At 59.4% G+C, this 19,934-nt stretch carries 18 protein-coding genes; 10 read left to right on the top strand and 8 right to left on the bottom strand.

What is annotated here, in order from left to right; all coding sequences use genetic code 11:
* The first annotated feature begins 9 nt into the window (after positions 1-9).
* The 4 genes from O9Z63_RS19735 to nth all read left to right on the top strand — a co-directional run bounded on the left by O9Z63_RS19735 (position 10) and on the right by nth (position 2,394).
* Positions 10-432, top strand: coding sequence for a hypothetical protein (locus tag O9Z63_RS19735; RefSeq protein ID WP_270127129.1), 423 nt, complete (start codon positions 10-12; stop codon positions 430-432).
* 305 nt (positions 433-737) lie between these two features.
* On the top strand, positions 738-1,373 hold the full coding sequence (locus O9Z63_RS19730) for an RNA polymerase sigma factor (RefSeq protein ID WP_044014450.1): 636 nt from the start codon (positions 738-740) through the stop codon (positions 1,371-1,373).
* A complete protein-coding gene (locus O9Z63_RS19725; protein ID WP_052381248.1) occupies positions 1,351-1,542 on the top strand; it encodes a hypothetical protein in 192 nt (63 codons plus the stop codon). Before O9Z63_RS19730 ends, O9Z63_RS19725 begins: the two co-directional genes overlap by 23 nt.
* 153 nt (positions 1,543-1,695) lie before the next feature.
* Positions 1,696-2,394 carry an endonuclease III gene (nth, locus tag O9Z63_RS19720; RefSeq protein WP_270127128.1) on the top strand — a complete coding sequence of 233 codons (699 nt, stop codon included), beginning with the start codon at positions 1,696-1,698 and terminating at the stop codon, positions 2,392-2,394.
* 58 nt (positions 2,395-2,452) lie between these two features.
* Here nth and O9Z63_RS19715 read toward each other — a convergent pair whose 3' ends face one another.
* Together O9Z63_RS19715 and gldB are read right to left on the bottom strand one after the other, a co-directional pair.
* Entirely contained in the window at positions 2,453-3,664 is a 1,212-nt protein-coding gene (locus tag O9Z63_RS19715; protein ID WP_270127127.1) for a glycosyltransferase family 4 protein, read from the bottom strand.
* A 114-nt stretch (positions 3,665-3,778) separates the two neighbouring features.
* Entirely contained in the window at positions 3,779-4,798 is a 1,020-nt protein-coding gene (gldB, locus tag O9Z63_RS19710; RefSeq protein WP_270127126.1) for a gliding motility lipoprotein GldB, read from the bottom strand.
* Between the two features lie 107 nt (positions 4,799-4,905).
* Between gldB and O9Z63_RS19705 the strand changes: the two genes are divergently transcribed.
* On the top strand, positions 4,906-5,580 hold the full coding sequence (locus O9Z63_RS19705; RefSeq protein WP_270127125.1) for a porin family protein: 675 nt from the start codon (positions 4,906-4,908) through the stop codon (positions 5,578-5,580).
* Positions 5,581-5,786: 206 nt separating this feature from the next.
* Here O9Z63_RS19705 and O9Z63_RS19700 read toward each other — a convergent pair whose 3' ends face one another.
* The 3 genes from O9Z63_RS19700 to O9Z63_RS19690 form a co-directional block, all read right to left on the bottom strand.
* Positions 5,787-7,394, bottom strand: coding sequence for an Rne/Rng family ribonuclease (locus tag O9Z63_RS19700; RefSeq protein ID WP_044014457.1), 1,608 nt, complete (start codon positions 7,392-7,394; stop codon positions 5,787-5,789).
* A 415-nt stretch (positions 7,395-7,809) separates the two neighbouring features.
* Complete coding sequence (locus O9Z63_RS19695) at positions 7,810-8,727, bottom strand: tetratricopeptide repeat protein (RefSeq protein WP_052381249.1); 918 nt, start codon at positions 8,725-8,727, stop codon at positions 7,810-7,812.
* 83 nt (positions 8,728-8,810) lie between these two features.
* Positions 8,811-9,116, bottom strand: coding sequence for an HU family DNA-binding protein (locus tag O9Z63_RS19690; RefSeq protein ID WP_044014459.1), 306 nt, complete (start codon positions 9,114-9,116; stop codon positions 8,811-8,813).
* Positions 9,117-9,309: 193 nt separating this feature from the next.
* Here O9Z63_RS19690 and mutY point away from each other — a divergent pair, with 193 nt between their 5' ends.
* From mutY to recG, 4 genes are all read left to right on the top strand, one after another.
* Complete coding sequence (mutY, locus tag O9Z63_RS19685; protein ID WP_270127123.1) at positions 9,310-10,401, top strand: A/G-specific adenine glycosylase; 1,092 nt, start codon at positions 9,310-9,312, stop codon at positions 10,399-10,401.
* Between the two features lie 89 nt (positions 10,402-10,490).
* Complete coding sequence (locus O9Z63_RS19680; protein WP_044014463.1) at positions 10,491-10,916, top strand: single-stranded DNA-binding protein; 426 nt, start codon at positions 10,491-10,493, stop codon at positions 10,914-10,916.
* Positions 10,917-11,100: 184 nt separating this feature from the next.
* On the top strand, positions 11,101-11,697 hold the full coding sequence (gldD, locus tag O9Z63_RS19675) for a gliding motility lipoprotein GldD (RefSeq protein ID WP_270127122.1): 597 nt from the start codon (positions 11,101-11,103) through the stop codon (positions 11,695-11,697).
* Positions 11,698-11,798: 101 nt separating this feature from the next.
* Positions 11,799-13,898: an ATP-dependent DNA helicase RecG gene (recG, locus tag O9Z63_RS19670; RefSeq protein WP_270127120.1), complete on the top strand. Its 2,100-nt coding sequence runs from the start codon at positions 11,799-11,801 to the stop codon at positions 13,896-13,898.
* A gap of 63 nt (positions 13,899-13,961) precedes the next feature.
* On the opposite strand, the gene O9Z63_RS19665 is transcribed toward recG, so the two are convergent.
* Positions 13,962-14,198 (bottom strand): hypothetical protein, encoded by a 237-nt coding sequence (locus O9Z63_RS19665; protein ID WP_044014470.1) that lies wholly within the window; start codon positions 14,196-14,198, stop codon positions 13,962-13,964.
* Between the two features lie 414 nt (positions 14,199-14,612).
* Here O9Z63_RS19665 and O9Z63_RS19660 point away from each other — a divergent pair, with 414 nt between their 5' ends.
* Positions 14,613-16,058 (top strand): hypothetical protein, encoded by a 1,446-nt coding sequence (locus O9Z63_RS19660; RefSeq protein WP_270127119.1) that lies wholly within the window; start codon positions 14,613-14,615, stop codon positions 16,056-16,058.
* 170 nt (positions 16,059-16,228) lie between these two features.
* Here O9Z63_RS19660 and O9Z63_RS19655 read toward each other — a convergent pair whose 3' ends face one another.
* Entirely contained in the window at positions 16,229-17,653 is a 1,425-nt protein-coding gene (locus O9Z63_RS19655) for a Glu/Leu/Phe/Val family dehydrogenase (RefSeq protein WP_270127118.1), read from the bottom strand.
* A gap of 390 nt (positions 17,654-18,043) precedes the next feature.
* Positions 18,044-19,831: an acyl-CoA dehydrogenase family protein gene (locus tag O9Z63_RS19650; RefSeq protein ID WP_270127117.1), complete on the bottom strand. Its 1,788-nt coding sequence runs from the start codon at positions 19,829-19,831 to the stop codon at positions 18,044-18,046.
* Positions 19,832-19,934: the final 103 nt, after the last annotated feature.

The raw sequence follows: 19,934 nt of genomic DNA, 5'->3' as shown, positions 1-19,934 counted from the left end.
CCCCTGCTTATGCCCACTCCTACCCTTCTGGCGGATTTCGCGGAACTCTCTTTTCGCCCCGACCTGCAGATCCTGCTGGGGCGGTGGCTGCGGCCCATTTCCACGGCTGAGCTGCAGCAGAGCTATGAGGCCCTGCTCACAGCCGCCGTGCCGCCCAAATGCCGCTTCTGGCTACTCGATTTGCGGCGGCGCGGCATCAGCAGCGAGGACGATACGCTCTGGACACTGGAAACCTTCCTGCCGCTGCTGGCACCACGCCTCGGCGGCCGGGTGTATCTGGCGTTTCTGGTGTCGCCGGGCCACTTGTCCGCCATCGACCAGGAATCGGGGGCGCCGATGGTCACCAATGCCCAATGCCACGTGCGCCTGTTCACCGACGAAGGCCTGGCCACCGCCTGGCTGGGCCGGCGGCGGCAGCACGAAAGCGTGTAGTTGTAGCGCCACGCGCGGCCAGGCCCCGGGCAGGCATGCAACTTTTTTGCTGAAAGAAAATTCCGTCTTTTCGGCCTTTAGCGCACGATAAGGGCAATAAACCAACGGGCATTCTGCATATTCTATCGAGTATTTGAAAAAATATTGAAAAAATATTCGGGCTGCCCCGGCTCGCCGTTGTGTTTGGGCCGGCAGTTCTCTACATTTGGTTCAAGGGGTTCTTCATTCTCCCTTCACTTTCCAGAATTTCACCGGCAACTGCACAATATGGCCTAAAGCTCTACGTTCCTTAACCCGTAGCCTTTATGGAAACCATGCAGCTGAGCGATTCCGCTCTCATATCCCTTTACATTGCCGGCAATGAAGAGGCCTTCGCGCACTTGCTCGAGCGGTACAAATCCCGTGTGTTTACGACTATCATGCTGATCGTACGCGACGAAGACGTGGCCGAAGACCTGCTGCAGGATACGTTCATCAAGGCTATCCACACCATGAAAGGTGGCCGCTACAACGAGGAAGGCAAATTTTCCTCCTGGATCTGCCGCATAGCCCACAACCTGGCCATCGATTTTTTCCGTCGGGAGAAGCGCAGCCCGCTGCTCAACCTCGACACGACGAGCCATGCCTTCAACTCTCTCTCGCACGCCGAGGAAGGAGTGGAAGCCGCGCTGACGCGCGAAGAAACCTACGCACGGCTTCGGGAGTTAATACAGGAGCTGCCCGCCGCGCAGAAGGAAGTGCTGGTGATGCGCCACTACGGCGACATGAGCTTTCAGGAAATTGCCGACGCTACCGGCGTCAGCATCAACACGGCGCTGGGGCGGATGCGTTACGCGCTGATCAATTTGCGGAAAAAAATGGCCGCACAACCCGTTTTCTATGATCAAAACCTTTACCCACGAGAAACTGCTCCGGTACGTGTACAACGAATTGCCGGCTAACGAACAGCAGGAAGTAGAGCAGGCCCTGCAGCACGACGCCGACCTAGCGGCCACCTGCGCCGACCTGCTGCTGGCCCAGCGTACCCTCGATACCTTGCGCCGCAAGCCCAGCCAAAGCAGCACGGAGGCCATTCTGCAATACTCCCGCACTTTCCTGCGCTCTGCGTAGGCGCTGAACGCCGCTTATTTTTACGGCCCACGGAAAAGGAAATTCCCTGGCGGGATGCCCCGAAACGTACCAACCGGTACCTTCGTGGCATCCCGCTTTTTTATTGCCCCTGCACTACGGAGCTTTCCGCGGTGCTCTTGCTGCTTTTGTACCATGCGCAAAGCCGAGCGTTTCCGCCACTTCCTCGACTACTTCACCACCAATTTCCCGGCTCCGGAAACGGAGCTGCACTATTCGTCGCCCTACGAGCTGATTGTGGCCGTGGTGCTCAGCGCCCAGTGCACCGACAAGCGCGTGAACCTGGTGATGCCGGCTCTGATGGAGCAGTTTCCTACACCCGAACAACTGGCGGCCGCTTCGGCGGAAGACATTTTTCCGTTTATCCGGAGCGTATCGTACCCCAATAACAAGGCCAAGCACCTGGCCGGTTTGGGCCGGTTGCTGGTCAGTGAGTTTGGGGGCGAGGTGCCCAGCACCATTGAAGAGTTGCAGCGGCTGCCGGGCGTAGGCCGCAAAACGGCCAATGTGGTGGTGTCGGTGATATACAACCAACCGGCCATGGCCGTGGACACGCACGTGTTCCGGGTGTCGCACAGGCTGGGGCTGGTGCCGCGCACGGCTACCACGCCGCTGGCCGTGGAGAAAGAGCTGGTGCGCCACATTCCGGAGGAGCTCATACCCAAGGCGCATCACTGGCTGATTCTGCACGGCCGGTACATCTGTGTGGCCCGGCAGCCTAAATGCACCATCTGCCCGCTCCAAAGCTGGTGCAAGTACTACGCCGACACCACCGCTAAAACACTGCAGGCAAGCCAGAAAACCTCCTCCAAAGCCCCTAAAGGCGCCAAATAACAGCAAACTAGCACAACTTAGTATAAAAGTGGCTCACTGCAGCACAAAGCAATACAGTTTACTGTGCGGCTTGCTCCAGAATCTGCTGCACGGTGGCCGCCAGCTGCTGGCGGTCGAAGGCGGTAGCGGCTACCTGGCGGCCAGCGGCGCCGGCGGCGCGTAGCTGCTCGGGCTGCTCCAGCAGCGTGTGTAGCAGCTGTGCTAGGGCCGGCGCATCGCTCGGCGGCGAAAACCAGCCGCAGCCGTGCGTTTCCACCAGCTCGCGGGTCCAGCCATTGTTGGTGACGATTACCGGCGTGCCCACGGCTAGGCTGTCGTAGAACTTAGCCGGCGAGTTGGCATCGAGCACCGGCAGTCCCAGGAATGAAACCACCGACACTTCCGCCAGCCGGAACCAGCTGAACACAGCGTGCCGGGGCTGGGGCGGCACCAGCCGGATGGCCGGGCAGCGGGATGCGGCTTCCCGCACTCGTGGCTCATCGAAACCCAGGCCCATAAACAGCCACACCATCTCCGGCCGTTGGGCCGCCAGCAGCTCGGCCGCGGCTAGCAGGGTCGGAATATCGTTGGCACGGCCTAGGGTACCGGCGTAAAGCACCACGCGGCGGCCTTGCAGCCCTTGCTCGCGGCGCAGCGTGACTACGGCTTCGTCGGTGGCCAGCGCGGCCAGCTCCAGATCGGTGCCGTTGAGCACGGTGCTTACCCGGGCCGGGGCCAACGGATTGTGGTTGGCCGTGGCTTCCACGTAGCGCGTCATGTCCGGCGAAAGGGCCATGATGTGGCGGGCACTGCCGTACAGGCTTTTTTCCAGCGCAAACAGGCGGCGCTGAGCCCAGCGGTTGGGCACGGCGCCCATGGCAATCGGGAAGGAAGGCCACAGATCCTGCACCTCAAACACCCACGGCACCTTGCGCCGCCGCGCCACCTGCGCCGCCGCCCAGGCCGCCGTCAGCGGCGTGCTAATGCCCCAGATAACGTCGGGCCGGTCGATACGCAGGCCCTCGCGCACGGCGTAGGCCGCATACTGCGCAAACGCCAGCCCGCGCCGCGCCACGCCCATCTGGTTTTCATAAGGCACATCGGCCACACGCAGCTCCACCCCGGCCGGCACCCAGGGATATTGCTGCGTGAGCCGCTGCGGCTCCCAGGTGCGCGTGCTGATCAGCGTGATGCGGTGCTGCCGGGCCAGATACGCCAGCAACGCGTAGTGCCGGCTCGTGGCCGGGCAGTCCGGGTTGGTGTGGTACTGGCTGAAAACGGCAATATGCACGTGGCGTCAATTAGTAAATGAGAATTAGTAATGAGGAATTGACTTTGCAGCTACATTGCCGCCCCGGCGGAGAGTCTGCAATCGTTGATTCCTGATCAGCAATTACCACCAAATCTATCTTTCGGCACGGCGCGGGCGCGGGCGGTAATGCGACTCGTTGAGGATGTGCTGCGGGTTTTTGTCGGCCATCAGCTGGGCCAGTGTCACCTTGGGGTTTTCGGCCATGTACTTGCGCACAATCTGCCAGCCCACCCACGCCCCAATGCGGCCGGGGCAGGTCTTGTCGATTTCGGGAATGTTGGGCCGCTCGCCCACGTACTTCTGCACCGTAAACGGGGCGGTGTTGTAGAGTAGCTTCTTGTCCAGAAAGTGCGCCCAGATCTTGCCTTCGTTGAAATACACGCCCTGCAGCTCCCTGTCGGTGTAGCCGATGAGCAGCGAATCGGCGGTGCAGGGCAGCACCCGCTCCGCGAAGTACAGCGACTTGCCGTACTGCACCATCTCGCCCAGCATGGTCTGGTTGGTGAGCTCCTTGCGGTTATATTTGCTGCTGATGGCCAGCGCGGCGGTGGGCAGCACGTACTCGGGGCGGTAACGGCGCAGGATGTATTCGGGCACGTTGGGGCGGTAGCGCGCCGTGGGCCCCACGAAGAAGTCCAGCCCCAGCACCATCAGGCTGTCGTTCACGAACATATCCTGGCTCAGGCCCGACACAAACGTCTGCACGGGCGGCACCCGAAACGTGGGGAAGTTGTAGCGGATGTGCTGGAACATGCCTTCCAGCCCGGCTTTCAGCTTGCCCGAGTCCTGAAACACGCTGTCGGTCTGGCGGCCGAGCACCTGCAGGCCCTGATTGGTGGCCAGGCGCGTGAGCGTACCCGCCAGCACCTCATCCGACGGAAACTGGCGGCGCTGCAGAAACTGATTGGCGAAGAGCGGCTGCTCGGCCAGGAAGCGCTGGGCGTCGGCGGTGGTCCGGATCTGGAAGAACGGCTTTTCCAGCCGGGTCAGCTGCACGGGCGCCGCTACGTTGGCCACGGCAGGGTCGGGCGTGCAGGACGTGTCGGTGTCGCGGCTGCAGGCGGCCAGCAGCAGCAGGCAGCCACCCAGTACGGCGGGCAGGATGGGGCGCATAGCAAAAGGAAAGTGGGGCATGCTTCTATCTTTGGGCGAAATTAGCCAAAACCAAACGCCGCGCCCAGCGGCATCGTATTCCGCGGCTTACTCAACTCGCCTTCGCCATGAAAAAAATTCTGCTTGCTGCCCTCTTAATAGGTGCATCGGCCGCTACGGCTTCGGCTCAGGTCGAAATTGGCCTCAAACTGTCGCCTTCCATCACCAACCTGCGCACCGAATCCCCGAGCACGCTCGGCTTCAAAAACGAGAAGAGCAAGCTCACCATCGGCGGCGGCCTGGTGGTCGACTACTTCTTCGGCGAAAACTACGCTTTCAGCTCGGGCCTGCAGCTGGTGGGCAAGGGTGGCACCATCAGCTACTTCGACCCCAACACCAACCGCCGCCAGGAGCAGAAAATCGGTATGCAGTACCTGGAGGTGCCCCTCACGGTGAAGCTGTTCACCAACGACATCACCACCGACACCAAGCTCTACTTCCAGCTGGGCGGTAGCGTGGGCGGCGCAATTGCCGCCAAAATCAACGGCGAGAAGCGCTACACCGACCCCGGCAATAACAACACCGAGACCAAAGCCTCCGACCATATCATCATCCCGGAAGCGGCCGTGCTGGCGGGCCTGGGCGTGGAGTACCAGGTGGGCCAGAGCACCAAGGTATTCGCCGGCCTGAGCTACCACCGTGGCCTGCTCAACATCGACAAGTACTTCGACAATGAGCGCGACTTCCAGGACGTCACCCTCAAAAACAGCGAGTTTGCCCTGGATCTGGGGTTGAAGTTTTAATCACGGATTTTGCGGATTAGACGGATTGTTCGGATTCATTTCCGGCTCGTTTCTGTGCAAAACACATGAGCGTAAATAGCTCGGAGCCGAATCCGAACAATCCGTCTAATCCGCAAAATCCGTGATTAAAAAAGCCCGCTCTACATACCGTAAGGCGGGCTTTTCTTCTTTCAGGAGGAGTTGTCGCAGACAACCACGCTACTTGGTTAATCGGTAATGTCTACTTCGTGGTCCTGAAGGCGGGCCATGGCTGCCGCCGCCGAGTGCAGCTCGATTTCCTCACCGTTTTCGTCTTCGATGCGGTAATCGGTCAGCCCCAGGCTGGTGTCCTTGGTGACTTTGATCCACTTGTAGTATTTCAGATACCACTTCATCTGCCGGCTTACGAGGCCTTTGGTGTAGTAGGCATGCAGGAACGGATGCACGTGCAGCGTAATGCCCGACTGATTCTGCGTCACCAACAAGTCTTCGATGCTGTTGTCGATTTCGTCGGTTACCTGGATGGAAGCCGAGATTTTGCCGGTTCCGCCGCAGGTTGGGCACACTTCCCCGGTGATGATGTTCTCGGCCGGGCGCACGCGCTGCCGCGTAATCTGGAGAAGCCCGAACTTGGTGATGGGCAGAATGGTGTAGCGCGCCTTGTCGTGTTTCATCACCTGATACACGGCGTCCTCCACCTTCTTGCGGCTCTCCGCCGACTTCATGTCAATGAAATCGACGACGATGATGCCGCCCATGTCGCGCAGCCGAAGTTGCCGGGCTACTTCCTTGGCCGCCAGCATGTTCACCATGAGGGCCGTGGCTTCCTGGTCGCTTTCCTGGTTGCTCTTGTTGCCGGAGTTGACGTCGATGACGTGCAACGCTTCGGTGTGCTCGATTACCAAGTAGCCGCCGCCGGGCACCGTCACGGTTTTGCCAAACAGCGTTTTCAGCTGCTTTTCAATGCCCAGATGCTCAAACACCTTCACCTTGCCGGTGTAGTGCTTCAGCAGGCCCAGCTTATCGGGGGCAATCTGCTCCAGATAGCCGCGCATTTCCTCGTAGCGGGCCGTAGTATCCACCGTAATGGCATCAAACGACTCGTTGAGCATATCGCGCAGCATGGAGCTGGTGCGGCCCAGCTCGCCCAGCACCTTGTCGTTGGGCTTGGCAGAGCGCAGCGCCGTGAAGAGCTGCTCCCATTTGCTGGTCATGCTCTGCATGTCGCGGTCCAGCTCGGCCACTTCGCGGCCCTCGGCCACCGTGCGGATAATCACGCCGAAGTTGTCGGGCTTGATGGAAGCAATGAGCCGCTTGAGCCGCTCGCGCTCCGTCTTGCTCACAATCTTCTTCGACACGCTGATGGTATTCGAAAAAGGCACCAGCACCAAGTAGCGGCCAGCCATCGAAATATCGGTGGACAGGCGCGGGCCTTTGGTGGAAATGGGCTCCTTTACAATCTGAACCAGCACCTGCTGGCTCTTCTTGAGGGTGTCGGCAATCTTGCCCACTTTGTCGAGCGGCTTTTCGAGGCCAAACGACTTGAGGGCGCCAACGGGGGTTTTCTGCGACTGTACGCCCCGCACCCACTTGCTGAGCGAGGGAAATTGCTCGCCCAGGTCGCCGTAGTGCAGAAACGCATCTTTTTCGTACCCGATGTCAATGAACGCAGCGTTCAGACCGGGCATAACTTTCTTGACCGTGCCCAGGAAGATGTCGCCCACCGAGTAATTGGTGTCGTTGCGGTCGAAATGATATTCGATGAGCCGCTTGTCCTGTAGCAGGGCAATCCGTTCTCCTTCCTGAGTAGAATTAATGATTAATTCGTTACTCAATGGATTGGGTTGTTAGGTAGTCCCAATGATGGCCCTTCGCCCCCGAAACCGGCAAAGGGAAGCCGGTGCACCAAGCACCGGCTTCCCTTGCAAGCCTCGGGGAAAGCGAATTTATTAGCCACTCTCGGGGATACAAGATGAGAGATAGACGGGTGGCGCGCCTTAGCAGCAGCGCCCCGCCAGCAGACCCCGAAAGGGCTTACTTCTTCTTGTGACGGTTTTTGCGCAGGCGCTTCTTCCGTTTGTGGGTAGCAATCTTATGACGCTTTCTTTTTTTACCGCAGGGCATGTTGTTGTGGGTTAAGTGGTTGAATGGTTTCCTTCTTAATGGCTGAATGGTTGGATTGTTAAATGGTTGGCCGGGCAACGAGTTGTCAGAACCAACAACCATTTAACAATCAAACTATTCAGCCATTCAATTAAGCTTCTGTAGCTGCTCATCAACCGCGGCCGTCAGGCTGGGGTCGGTGCTCAGGCTTTTGGTTTTCTGGAAGGCCGCGCGGGCTTCTTCCTTCGCCCCAGTTTCAGCTAACGCGACGCCAAGATAAAACTGTCCGTTGACGTTTGACGGATTTACCTTGGTCAACTCGCGAAAACGCTCTACTGCCTTCTCGTACTGGTTGCTCTGCATCGAGAGCAAACCCAGGTTGTAGATGGCTTTTTCGTTGCGCGGATCGGCGGCCAGCACCTCGCGCAGCAGCACGACGCCCTGCACCGGGTTGGCGCTGGCCATGAAGGCCATGCCAAGGTTGGTTTTGGCGTCCAGGTTCTCCGGGTTGTTTTTCAACACTTTGCCGTAGAGCTCCTGGCACTTGGCCGCCAGCAGCTTCTGGCGCTCCTGCGTAGCGGCAAAGCTAAACGCTTCGAAGTACGCATCGGCCGCCCGCTGCCAGGCCTGCTCGCCGGGGCGGGCCTGGGCCAGCTGCTCCAGATAGTAGCCGGCGCTGTCGAATTTCTCCACGGCCTTGTACTTGATGGCCAGATCCGAGGCCACGCGTAGCTTGGCCATGGGGTCGGCAGTCGTCCGGTACTTGGCCAGCAGCGTGTTCAGCTCTTGGCGCTGGGCCGGTGCAATGGTCATGTGGGGCTGCTCGGGAGTAGCCCCGCCGTCGGCATCGTGGCTGCCGGCCGCGTGGCCGTGCTCATCGAGGCCGCCGACAGATGGAGCGGCAGCGCCGTTGTCACGGTTGGCCGTGCGGGCTGCATCCTGAGCCAGTTCGCCTTTGCCTTCCTTGGGCTTTACAATCACCTTGGGCAACAAAAACAGCCCGGCCACCAGGGCCAGGGCCACTGCCAGCAGAATCAGTTGATGTGAAGAGGTGCGTGTAGCCATCCGAAAAAAGCAGGCCGCCGGGCATCCGTGTTACCGGACGCCCCGCGGCGCCGCCAGCAGTAGGTTATAACTGAATCAACACCTTAGGCGTTGGCCAGTTCTTTGATTTTCTTGCTGTTCTTGATTTTGCCGATGAAGGTTTTCGACGGCTTGAAGCTCGGGATGAAATGCTCGTCGATGATGATCGACGTATTTTTCGAGATGTTACGAGCGACTTTCTTCGCGCGCTTTTTGTTTACGAAGCTGCCAAAGCCACGCACGTAGATGTTATTGCCTTCGGCCATCGAATCCTTCACGACTTTGAAGAAGGCTTCCACGGTAGCCGAAACGTCTGCTTTCTCGATGCCGGTCTTGTCGGCGATTTCGGCGATTACTTCTGCTTTAGTCACGCTGGTAAGGTACTATGGGTGAAAAATGAATGCTGGGCAAAACAACCAATTCAGGACGTAAGCCCTTGCCCGGTAAGCTGTTCGCTTGCGAATTGGGGCCACAAAGGTAGCCCCCTTTTTTGGTTTTGCAATAGATTTACCCGCAATAGAAAGACCCTTCTTAAATCCTTCCAAGTATTTCTCTTTCAAACACTTGACTAACAATTCTGTTGCCACTGCCCCCACCTTTTTTGCCGCTGCCCTCTTGGAATGGTACCCGCGCCACCGCCGCGACCTGCCCTGGCGCCACACCCGCGACCCATACGCCATCTGGCTGTCGGAGGTAATTCTGCAGCAGACCCGCGTAAAACAGGGCCTGCCGTACTACTTGGACTTCATCAGCTCCTACCCTACCGTGCAGGATCTGGCCGCCGCGCCCGAAGATGAGGTGCTGCGCCACTGGCAGGGCCTGGGCTACTACAGCCGGGCCCGCAACATGCACCATACCGCCCAGCAGGTGGTGCGCGAGTACGGCGGCCAGTTCCCGACCACCTACGCCGGCCTGCTGCAGCTGCGCGGCGTGGGGCAGTACACGGCCGCCGCCATTGCCTCGTTTGCCTTCGATGAGCAAGTGGCCGTGCTCGACGGCAACGTGTTCCGGGTGCTGGCGCGCGTGTTTGGCCTCACGCAGGATATTGCGGTGCCGGCCAGCCGCAAAGTGTTCCAGCAGCTGGCCGACACGCACATTCCGGCCGACCAGCCGGCCGAGTTCAACCAGGCCATTATGGAGTTCGGGGCCATCCAGTGCACGCCGGCCAAGCCCGATTGCCTGTTCTGCCCGCTGCAGAGCCAGTGTTTCGCGTTTCAGCACGGCATGGTGAGCGAGCTGCCGGTAAAGAGCAAGGCTAAAGCGGCCCGTACCCGGCACTTCCACTACCTGGTGCTGCGCCACGCTGATACGGTGTATATGCGCAAGCGCGGCCCCAAGGATATCTGGGAGGGCCTCTACGACTTCCATCTGCAGGAAACCGACACGGCCGAGCTGTCCGCAACCGAGTTGCTGACGGCGGTGGATGCTCTGGGCGGCCAGCTGGATACCAGCCGGGCCGAGGAGCCCACCCAGGCGTTGCGGCATGTGCTCAGCCACCAGAAGGTGGAGGCCAAGTTCCATCCGGTGTGGCTGCGGGAGCCGCTACCCGCGCAGGCGCTGGCGGCAGCGGGCCTGAGTGCGTTTTCCCGTAGCCAGGCTGAGGAGTTGCCGAAGCCTATTCTGATTGCTAATTACATTAACAAATCAATTCGATAAAGGCTAATTTTATTAGGTTTTTGCGTTCTGATTTTATATCTTTAACTCTGCATACAGCAGTTTATTACGTCTCTCAAACTACCCATAAGATGGCTGGAGTAAACAAAGTAATTCTGATCGGAAACTTGGGCAAAGACCCGGAGGTGCGGCACCTAGAAGGCGGCAGCACCGTGGCCAACTTCACGCTGGCGACCAACGAATACTACCGCGACAAGCAGGGCACCCGCATCGAGCGCACCGAATGGCACAACATTGCAGCCTGGCGCGGCCTGGCGGAAATGGCCGAGAAATTCCTCAAGAAAGGCCAGCAGGTGTACGTGGAAGGCAAAATCCGCACCCGCCAGTACCAGGACAAGGACAACCAGACCCGGTACATCACGGAAATCATTGCCGACGAAATAACGATGCTCGGCAGCCGCCCCCATGGCCAGGAGGCTGCCGCCGGCGCCCCAGCGGCTGCCGAAGCCCCTCAGACGTTCCGGCAGGAGCCGGAGCTCGACCAGCTGCCGTTCTAACGAAGCTGGCACTGACTTCCTGCAAAGCCCTGGCACATTGCCGGGGCTTTTTGCGTTACCGATGTTGCTGCGTCCAACTCCCAGGGCGCCGCTGGCGGCGGGTACTGCTGACTAAAGCAGGCGTTGCTGCCGGGAAACGCTGCTTCCGCGTTACCTTTGAAATTATACCTCTGCATTGCTGCCAATGCCTGCCCTACGATATCTGTTTGCTGCCTGCGCCTTTGGTCTGCTGGCCACGGCCTGCACCTCCGCCGGCTCCGACGGCGACTACACGCCCAAGCCCAAAGGCTACAACCGCATCGACCTGCCGCCGCACGCCTACCAGCAGCTGGCGCCGGGCCACCCCTACACGTTCCAGTACTCGCGCTACGCCAAGGTGCTGCGCGACTCCTCGTATCTGGCGCAGCCGCACTGGATCAACGTGTACTACCCGCAGCTAAAGGCCAACGTGCAAATCACGTACGCCGACATGAAAGGCAACCGCCAGCTCACCAACCGGCTACTGGAGGATGCCCGCAAGCTCACCAGCAAGCACGAAATCAAGGCTACGGCCATTGATGAAAGAATCATCAAAACGCCGAGTGGCCAGCGCGTAGCCGTGTTCGAGCTGCAGGGCGAGGTGCCCAGCCAGTTTCAGTTCTACACCACCGACAGCACCCGCCACTTCTTCCGGGGCGCGCTCTATTTCCGCACCGCCACCGCCAACGACTCACTGGCCCCCGTCATCGACTACGTGAAGAAAGACATTGTGCAGCTGCTGAACACCCTGAAATATCGATGAGTTGATTAGCAGCAAACCGTAAGCGGCAAGCTACAAGCACCCATCTTGAAAGCTTGTGGCCTGCAGCTTACGACTTGCAGCTTGTGGCTTGCAGCTCTTTTATGACCAACTTCTTTCAGACCAAACTAGAGTACCTGCGGGGCGTGGGCCTGCAACGGGCCCAGCTGCTGCAAAAGGAACTGAACCTGTTCACGTACGGCGACCTGATCCAGCGCTACCCGTTCCGCTACCTCGACCGTACCCAGTTCTATAACATCTGCGACCTGCACGATGACCTGCCGTTTGTGCAGGTGAAAGGCATTCTGCGCAACCGCGAGGTGGTGGGCGAAGGCCCCAAGAAGCGCATGGTAGCCAAAGTAGCCGACGCCAGTGGCGAGCTGGAGCTCGTGTGGTTTAAAGGCGTGAACTACCTGGAAAAGGTGATTAAAAACCACCAGGAGTACATCGTATTCGGCAAGCCCACCATGTTCAACGGTCGCCCCCAGATGGCGCACCCGGAGATGGAGGAAATAACCGAGCAGAAAGCCGGCCAGAGCTACCTGCAGCCAGTATACAACACCTCCGAGAAGCTCAAGAATTACCACCGCGTCGATAGCAAGGCCATCATGCGCATGGTGGCCGACTTGCTGAAGATTGCCCTGCCCCACGTGCAGGAAACCCTGTCGCCGGCCCTGATTCAGCAGTTCGGGCTGATGGACAAGGCCACGGCCATCCAGCAGATTCACTTTCCGCAGAGCACCGAGCTGTTGCAAACAGCCCGCTTCCGCCTCAAGTTCGAGGAGCTGTTTTATGTGCAGCTCAAGCTGCTGCGCCAGCGCGACCAGCGCAAAGTCACGCTGGCCGGCCAGATCTTCAAAGAGGTGCCCACGCTGGTGCATTTCTACAAGAACGTGATGCCCTTCGACCTCACCGGGGCCCAGAAGCGCGTCATCCATGACATCTACAAGGACTTCTGCGCAGGCCAGCAGATGAACCGGCTACTGCAGGGCGACGTGGGCTCGGGCAAAACCATCGTGGCCTTCATCAGCATGCTCATGGCCGCCGACAACGGCGCGCAAAGCTGCCTGATGGCGCCCACCGAAATCCTGGCCGACCAGCACTACGTGGGGCTGAAGGGCTTTGCTGATTTGCTGGGGCTGAAAATCGGGAAGCTCACGGGCAGCAGCCGCACCGCCGAGCGGCGCGTGCTGCACGAGCAGCTGCGCTCCGGCGAGATGCACATGCTGGTGGGCACCCACGCGTTGCTCGAAGACGTGGTGCAGTTCAAGAACCTGGGCCTCACCATCATGGATGAGCAGCACCGTTTCGGGGTGGCGCAGCGCTCCAAGCTCTGGCAGAAAAACCCCCACGTGATTCCGCACGTGCTGGTAATGACGGCCACGCCCATCCCGCGCACCCTGGCCATGACGCTCTACGGCGACCTGGACGTGTCGGTGATTGATGAGCTGCCAGCCGGCCGCAAGCCCATCGTGACGGTGCACCGCTTCGACAGCAACCGCCTCAAGGTATTCGGTTTTCTGCGCGACCAGATCAAGCTGGGCCGGCAGGTGTACATCGTGTACCCGCTCATCGAGGAAAGCGAAACCATGGCCGACTACAAAGACCTCATGGACGGCTACGAAAGCGTGGCCCGCGCCTTCCCCGAGTTCCAGATCAGCATCGTGCACGGCCGCATGAGCGCGGCCGAGAAGGATGCCGAGATGCAGCGGTTCGTAAAAAACGAAACCCAGATTATGGTGGCCACCACCGTAATTGAGGTGGGCGTGAACGTGCCCAACGCCTCCGTGATGGTGATTGAAAGCACCGAGCGGTTCGGCCTCTCGCAGCTGCACCAGCTGCGCGGCCGCGTGGGCCGGGGTGCCGACCAGAGCTACTGCATCCTGATGAGTGGCTACAAGCTCAGCAAGGATTCACGCACCCGCATCGAAACAATGGTGCGCACCAACAACGGCTTCGAAATTGCCGACATCGACCTCAAACTGCGCGGCCCCGGCGACCTGATGGGCACCCAGCAGAGCGGTGTGCTGGACCTGCTGATTGCCGATCTGGCCAAAGACGGCCGCATCCTGAGCGAAAGCCGCGCCGCCGCCCAGGCCATCCTGGCCGAAGACCCCGACTTGGTGAAGCCCGAAAACCAGGCCATCCGCCGCCACATTGAGAGCCTGCCGGCTACGGCCGTGAACTGGAGCCGAATCAGCTAGCTGGCAGCCACAACCAACAGCACGGGCATAAAAAAAGCGACTGTTGAAGTCGCTTACCGAATTCTATTGAAAGCTGGTTGCTGCATTAGCAGTCGAGGAAGTGGGTTGCCACAGCTCAAATTCCCCCGCCGGGGAACCGGTCTGGACATTGGGCTTCTGCAGCAGCAATACCGGGCTGATAGGAGCCCCTTCCATTGCCTGCATGGCTTTGGTCAGGTCAGAGAAGCCGGCGGGCTCTTTGGCAAATTTCCCAATGATGATGAGTGCAAAGAGAAGAAAGAAACGGAGTAAAGATTTCATATTGACGGGTAGCTTTCCGGCTGGTAAGAGCGCGGCGTGACAAAGTTAGGGCCAAATTCTCGATTAGGCTAAGCAGCAGCGCGTATCTGCCACATATTCAAAGAATTCAATTAGCCTGTTATTTCTAAAAGCCGTTGAGTGAATGACTGGTAACACATTTTTTTGTTTCTGCTACCTGGTTATTTTTTTCCGGCGACCGTAAGATCCGGCCGACGACTCCGCAAAGGAAACAAACAAACGTGCGGTAAATGACCACCTCAGCGTTATGGATGCATGACCAAATCGTTATCAGGTAGCCGGCTGCTTTTCTGATTGTGGGGCGTGTACGGCATGCGCCTGGAGTTGGATACCTTTGGAGAGTACATATTTCAGGCTTTCATTCATTTCTTCATTTAACCCAACTTTTCCGTGGATTTGAAATACGCGCTGATAACCAGCCTGCTTGCTGCCAGCAGCCTGCTACGCCCGGAAACAGGGTACGCGCAGAAGGTAAAGTCGGCGGCGTTCAGCTACTTACCCGAGCAGAGCGAAGACCGTTACACCCAGCGGATCCCGCAAAAAACCCTGGCCCTTGCCACTGGGGGCTTCCTGATTCTGGCGCACAAATCGGCTACGGAGTACGCCGTGGAGCGCTACGATGCTGACCTCAAGCGCCTCTGGAGCACCTCGCTACCCCTCACTGCCGACCAGGCCGTCGACGGCTTTACCAGCGGCGCTTCGCAGGCGACGGTGGTTATCTACCAGAAGACCGCAGCGGCACAGTCGCTGTCGGCCCAGACTATAGAGTTGAGTAATGGCCAGAAAGCCCCGCTGAAGAAGCTCACCGAAACCGGCGCCCGCGACCGGCGCCCCGGTCTGGCCTTCTCCCCGGATGGCACCAAGCTGGTGGCGTGGCGCTACCTCACCCGCGAAACCCAGATCAAGAGCATCAACGCCAGCATCTACGACGAAAAGCTCACCAAGCTTAAAGACCGCCTCTACGATTTCAGCGACCAGGGCGCGTTGTTTTCCACCACGGTGCGCGTCGGCAACGACGGTACGCAGTACGTGATGCTGGTGAGCGACGAGATGAAGAAGCTGGCTGTCCGCCGCTACCGCAACGATACCAAGGACATCAAGGTGATGTCGGTGGCCGTGGGCGGGGTGTTTGGGGGCAAGGTGGTGAACGTGTTTGATGCCCGCTTCCGCCTGCTGCCCGATAACACGCTGTACGCCGCCGCCATCTGCAATGAGCGGGAAACGGGCGTGTACCACAGCCTGAAGGTGGTGAAGTTCGACTTTTCGGCTGAGGGCGACATGAAGTTCGCGCCCGAGTTCAAGTTCACGCCCGAGTACCTGGCCGAAGTCAACAAGGCCAACGGCAGCGCGGCCAAGCGTCTGGAAGACGTGTATCTCACCGACCTGCTCCTCACCGACGACAAGCAGCTGGTGGTGGCGGCCGAGAAGAAGTACGAGGAGGGCGGCGACGACTCGCCCGGCCACACCCGCGAGCTGCACCTGTTCGGCTACAACGAGTTTCAGTCGCCCACCTGGCACAGCATCATCGGCAAGGACCAGGTGGCCCCCGCCACCGAAGGCTACAGCAGCATTGGCTACCGGGCGGCCGTGTTTGGGCCCGAGGTGCAGGTGGTAACCTGGGAGAAGCTCAAGAGCAAGTCGGACCTGTACCTGCGCCGCGTGAACGTGCAGACGGGCGTGGTATCGGAGCCGAAAGGCCTGGGTCTGAACGTGGCCTCAGACCAGAACCCGTCCTACGTGAAAGATTTCACGGCCTGGCTGGATGCCAAGACCCTCATCGGCGTAAGCCGCCCCAGCAAAAAATCAGCAGCCCTCATGCTGAATAAGATTGTGGTGAAGTAACCTCTCTCCTCTGTCATCCTGAGCGGAGCGAAAGACCTCATCACGTTGCAACGGTTCGTGCGGTAGTGATAAGGTCCTTCGCTCCGCTCAGGATGACAAGGTTATTGCACAAAAAAGCCGCTTCTGATTGCTCAGAAGCGGCTTTTTTGTGGGCGAATATTCCAGTTGGCTTACGGGAAGATGCCGAGGGACTGGTAGCTGACGCCGATTTTCTCGATGGCGCTGTAAAAGGCGGCGGTGCGCAGGTCGGTGATGCCTTGCACGTCGTCCATCACCTTGCGGATGGATTGGTAGGCGGTAATCATGGTGTCCTCGAGGCCGGAATGCACCAGGTCGATTTCGTCGGCACCGTGCACGATGAGCTGGCGTTCTTGGGGGCTTATGGTTTTACCGGTGGTGCGCTCAATGGTTTCCACCAGCCGGCGCATGGCACCTTCTTCGGCCCGCTTGCCCATGCGCCCGAAGCGCACGTTCGATAGGTTTTTCAGCCACTCGAAGTACGACACCGTTACGCCGCCGGCGTTGAGGTAAAGGTCGGGCAGGATGATGACGCCTTTGGCCAGCAGGATTTTCTCGGCGGCCTGGGTGGTGGGGCCATTGGCACCTTCGGCAATGATTTTGGCCTTAATCCGGTCGGCATTGCCTTCGTGGATCTGGTTTTCCAGGGCGGCCGGAATCAGCACGTCGCATTCCCGCTCCAGCAAATCCAGCGACTCGGCCACGTCCTCGGCCCCGGCGAAGCCCAGCACCGAGCCCGTTTGTTGACGGTGCTGAAACAGGGCTTCCACGTCGAGGCCGGCTTCGCTGAATACGCCGCCTTCCCGCTCGGCAATGCCGATGATAAGGGCGCCGGCTTCCTGGCAGAACTTGGCCGCATAGTAGCCCACGTTGCCCAGCCCCTGCACGATGATACGCTTGCCGGCCACGCCGCTGCTCAGGCCCACTTTGGCCAACATCGGCTCATCCAGCAGCAGCTCGCGCAGGCCGTAGAACACGCCCAGGCCCGTGGCCTCGGTCCGCCCCCGGATGCCTCCCTGCCCTACCGGCTTGCCGGTTACGCAGCCCAGGGCATTGGTGTCGCCGTATTTGAAGGTCTGGTAGGTATCGGCAATCCAGGCCATTTCGCGGCTGCCGGTGCCGTAGTCGGGGGCCGGCACGTCCATGCCGGGGCCGATGAGGTTCTTTTTGATCAGCTCCGTGGCGTAGCGCCGCGTCACGCGCTCCAGGATGTTGACGGGCGTAGTACGCGGGTTGATTTTCACGCCGCCTTTCGCGCCGCCAAAGGGCACGTCCACCAGGGCACACTTGAAGGTCATCAGGGTTGCCAGGGCCATTACTTCCTCCTCATCCACGTACACGCTGTAGCGGATGCCGCCCTTGCTGGGCAGCTTGTGGTGGCTGTGCTGCACCCGGATGCCCTCGAACACCTGCACGTGGCCATCCACTTCCACCGGGAAGTTGACCTTGTAAATGCTGTTGCAGGCCCGGATCTGGGCGATGATGCCGGGGTCGAGCTTGGAGAAGCTGGCCGCGTGGTCGTAAAACCGCAGCACGCTCTCGTAAAAGTCTTTACCCTGTACCTGTTCGTTAGCCATAGCTGGAGGGAGTTGAAGGTGGGAGATGTATCAGCAAACGGCAGCCCGGCCGTCGGCGTTGTGCTGAGTCGTGTTTTTCAGGCCGCCAGAACGAGGTAGAGACGCGACATTTTGCGTCTCGTCGTTGCTGATGTTGCTATGTCAATCGTTTGACGGTACCGTTCAACGATGAGACGCAAAATATTGCGTCTATACACCGTTCGGGTAGCTTCACCCAGATTCCTCCCTTCGGTTGGAATGACAACCGGACTAAAACGCAGCAAGCCGCCCCCGAAACGGGAGCGGCTTGCGGTTTCTCAGATTCTCATCGGCTTCACGACCCGCAGAAAGCGCCTGCCAGCACCGTCTACAAAATCCGTGAAATCCGATGAATCCGGCTAAATCCGTGATTTAGTAGGCGTACTCGTTGGCGGCAATCAGCTTGTCGGCGATGCGACGACGGGCTTCCTTGGCGTTGTAGAGGTCGGCTTTGGTAAAGCGCTTCAGGCCCATGGCCAGCAGGCGCTGCTCGTCGCCCTCGGTCATGGTGCCGATGGCGTCTTTGCCGAACTTGTTTACCTGATCCACGGTGTCGTAGAGGTACACGCGGGCAATGTCGATCTGCGTCGAAACGGCCTCTTCGCCTTTGGCGGCGGCTTCTTTCTCCACGCGCAGCAGGGTGCTTTCGGCGGTGTACACCTTGATGGCCATGTCGGCAATGTTCATCAGTACTTCCTGCTCTTTGGCGAGCGAGTTCATGTACTTCTGCACGGCCGTACCGGCTACCATCAGAATGGCCTTCTTCAGCTTGGCAATAGTCTTTTTCTCGGCGGCGAACAGGCCGGTTTCTTCTTCCAGGTTGAAGTCCGGAATAGCCATCAGCTCCTGCTGCACGGCCTGGGCCGGGCCCATCAGGTCCAGCTCGCCTTTCAGACCCTTCTTCAGGATCATGTCCACGAGCAGCATGCGGTTGATTTCGTTGGTGCCCTCGAAGATGCGGTTGATGCGCGAATCCCGGTAAGCGCGGTCCATCGGGTAGTCGGCCGAGAAGCCGTAGCCACCGTAGATCTGCACACCTTCGTCCACCACGTAGTCGAGCACTTCCGAGCCTTCCACTTTCAGCAGGGCGCACTCCACGGCAAACTCGCGGGCGGCACCCAGCAGGGCCTCGTTGTGGCTCTGGCCTTTGCCGAGCAGCTCCTGCTCCATGCGGTAGATGTCCATGCCGGCGCGGTAAATAGCCGATTCTACGGCGTAGATACGCACGGCCTGCTGGGCCAGCTTGTACTTGATAGCGCCGAACTTGCTGATGGGCAGCTTGAACTGCACCCGCTCGTTGGCGTACTTCACGCTCAGCGTGGAAGCCATTTTGGTAGCACCCAGGCAAGCCGCGGCCAGCTTGATGCGGCCGATGTTCAGGATGTTGAAGGCAATGAGGTGGCCTTTGCCAATCTCGCCCAGCACCGCCGATTTCGGCACTTTCACGTCGGACAGGAACACCTGGCGGGTCGAAGAACCCTTGATGCCCATTTTGTGCTCCTCGTTGCCGAGGCTCAGACCGGGCGTTTCTTTCTCGATGATGAAGCCGGTGAACTTGTCACCGTCCACCTGAGCAAACACGATGAATACGTCGGCGAAACCACCGTTCGTAATCCACATCTTCTGGCCGTTGAGCACGTAATGCTCGCCGTCCTCGGTGGGCATGGCTTTGGTTTTTGCGCCCAGAGCGTCGGAACCGGAGCCGGGCTCGGTGAGGCAGTAGGCACCCATCAGCTCGCCGTTGGTGAGGCCGGGCAGGTACTTGGCTTTCTGCTCCTCGTTGCCGAAGTACAGAATGGGCAGCATGGCAATGCCGGTGTGGGCCGCGAAGGCCACCGGGAACGAGTGGCCACCACCCACACCCTCCGTCACGCGCAGCGACGTGGGGAAGTCCATGTCCAGTCCGCCATATTGCTCGGGTACGCTCACGCCGAACAGGCCCAGCTCGCCGGCCTTTTCCATCAGGCCGCGCATGAGGCCTTCCTCGTGGTTATCGAGGCGGTCCAGCAGCGGCGTCACCTCCTTCTCCACGAAGTCGAGAGCGGTCTGGTGCATCATGTTCTGCTCCTCCGAAAAATCGGCGGGCGTGAATACGTCCTGGGCGTCGGTTTCCTTGATGATAAACTCGCCGCCTTTCACAAGTTGGTTGGTTACTTCCATGACCGGGTGAGGGTTGATGTGGGAAAATTCGAAGTCAAAAAGAAGAGAAACTACTCGGCTTACCTACTATTTACCGGCAAGTAAGCCCCGTTGTTTTGTCGTA

It is taken from the genome of Hymenobacter yonginensis, assembly GCF_027625995.1.
Classification (GTDB): domain Bacteria; phylum Bacteroidota; class Bacteroidia; order Cytophagales; family Hymenobacteraceae; genus Hymenobacter; species Hymenobacter yonginensis.
Note: the sequence above shows the minus strand (reverse complement) of the source record. Positions and strands in the feature narration are given on the sequence as shown.

Excerpts from the sequence above, each read along its gene's own strand:
- gldD (WP_270127122.1), top strand. The coding sequence starts at position 11,101 with ATGCCTGCCCTACGATATCTGTTTGCTGCCTGCGCCTTTGGTCTGCTG.
- nth (WP_270127128.1), top strand. The coding sequence starts at position 1,696 with ATGCGCAAAGCCGAGCGTTTCCGCCACTTCCTCGACTACTTCACCACC.
- O9Z63_RS19665 (WP_044014470.1), bottom strand. The coding sequence starts at position 14,198 with ATGAAATCTTTACTCCGTTTCTTTCTTCTCTTTGCACTCATCATCATT.
- O9Z63_RS19730 (WP_044014450.1), top strand. The coding sequence starts at position 738 with ATGGAAACCATGCAGCTGAGCGATTCCGCTCTCATATCCCTTTACATT.
- O9Z63_RS19735 (WP_270127129.1), top strand. The coding sequence starts at position 10 with ATGCCCACTCCTACCCTTCTGGCGGATTTCGCGGAACTCTCTTTTCGC.
- gldB (WP_270127126.1), bottom strand. The coding sequence starts at position 4,798 with ATGCGCCCCATCCTGCCCGCCGTACTGGGTGGCTGCCTGCTGCTGCTG.
- O9Z63_RS19705 (WP_270127125.1), top strand. The coding sequence starts at position 4,906 with ATGAAAAAAATTCTGCTTGCTGCCCTCTTAATAGGTGCATCGGCCGCT.
- O9Z63_RS19650 (WP_270127117.1), bottom strand. The coding sequence starts at position 19,831 with ATGGAAGTAACCAACCAACTTGTGAAAGGCGGCGAGTTTATCATCAAG.
- recG (WP_270127120.1), top strand. The coding sequence starts at position 11,799 with ATGACCAACTTCTTTCAGACCAAACTAGAGTACCTGCGGGGCGTGGGC.
- O9Z63_RS19680 (WP_044014463.1), top strand. The coding sequence starts at position 10,491 with ATGGCTGGAGTAAACAAAGTAATTCTGATCGGAAACTTGGGCAAAGAC.
- O9Z63_RS19655 (WP_270127118.1), bottom strand. The coding sequence starts at position 17,653 with ATGGCTAACGAACAGGTACAGGGTAAAGACTTTTACGAGAGCGTGCTG.
- O9Z63_RS19695 (WP_052381249.1), bottom strand. The coding sequence starts at position 8,727 with ATGGCTACACGCACCTCTTCACATCAACTGATTCTGCTGGCAGTGGCC.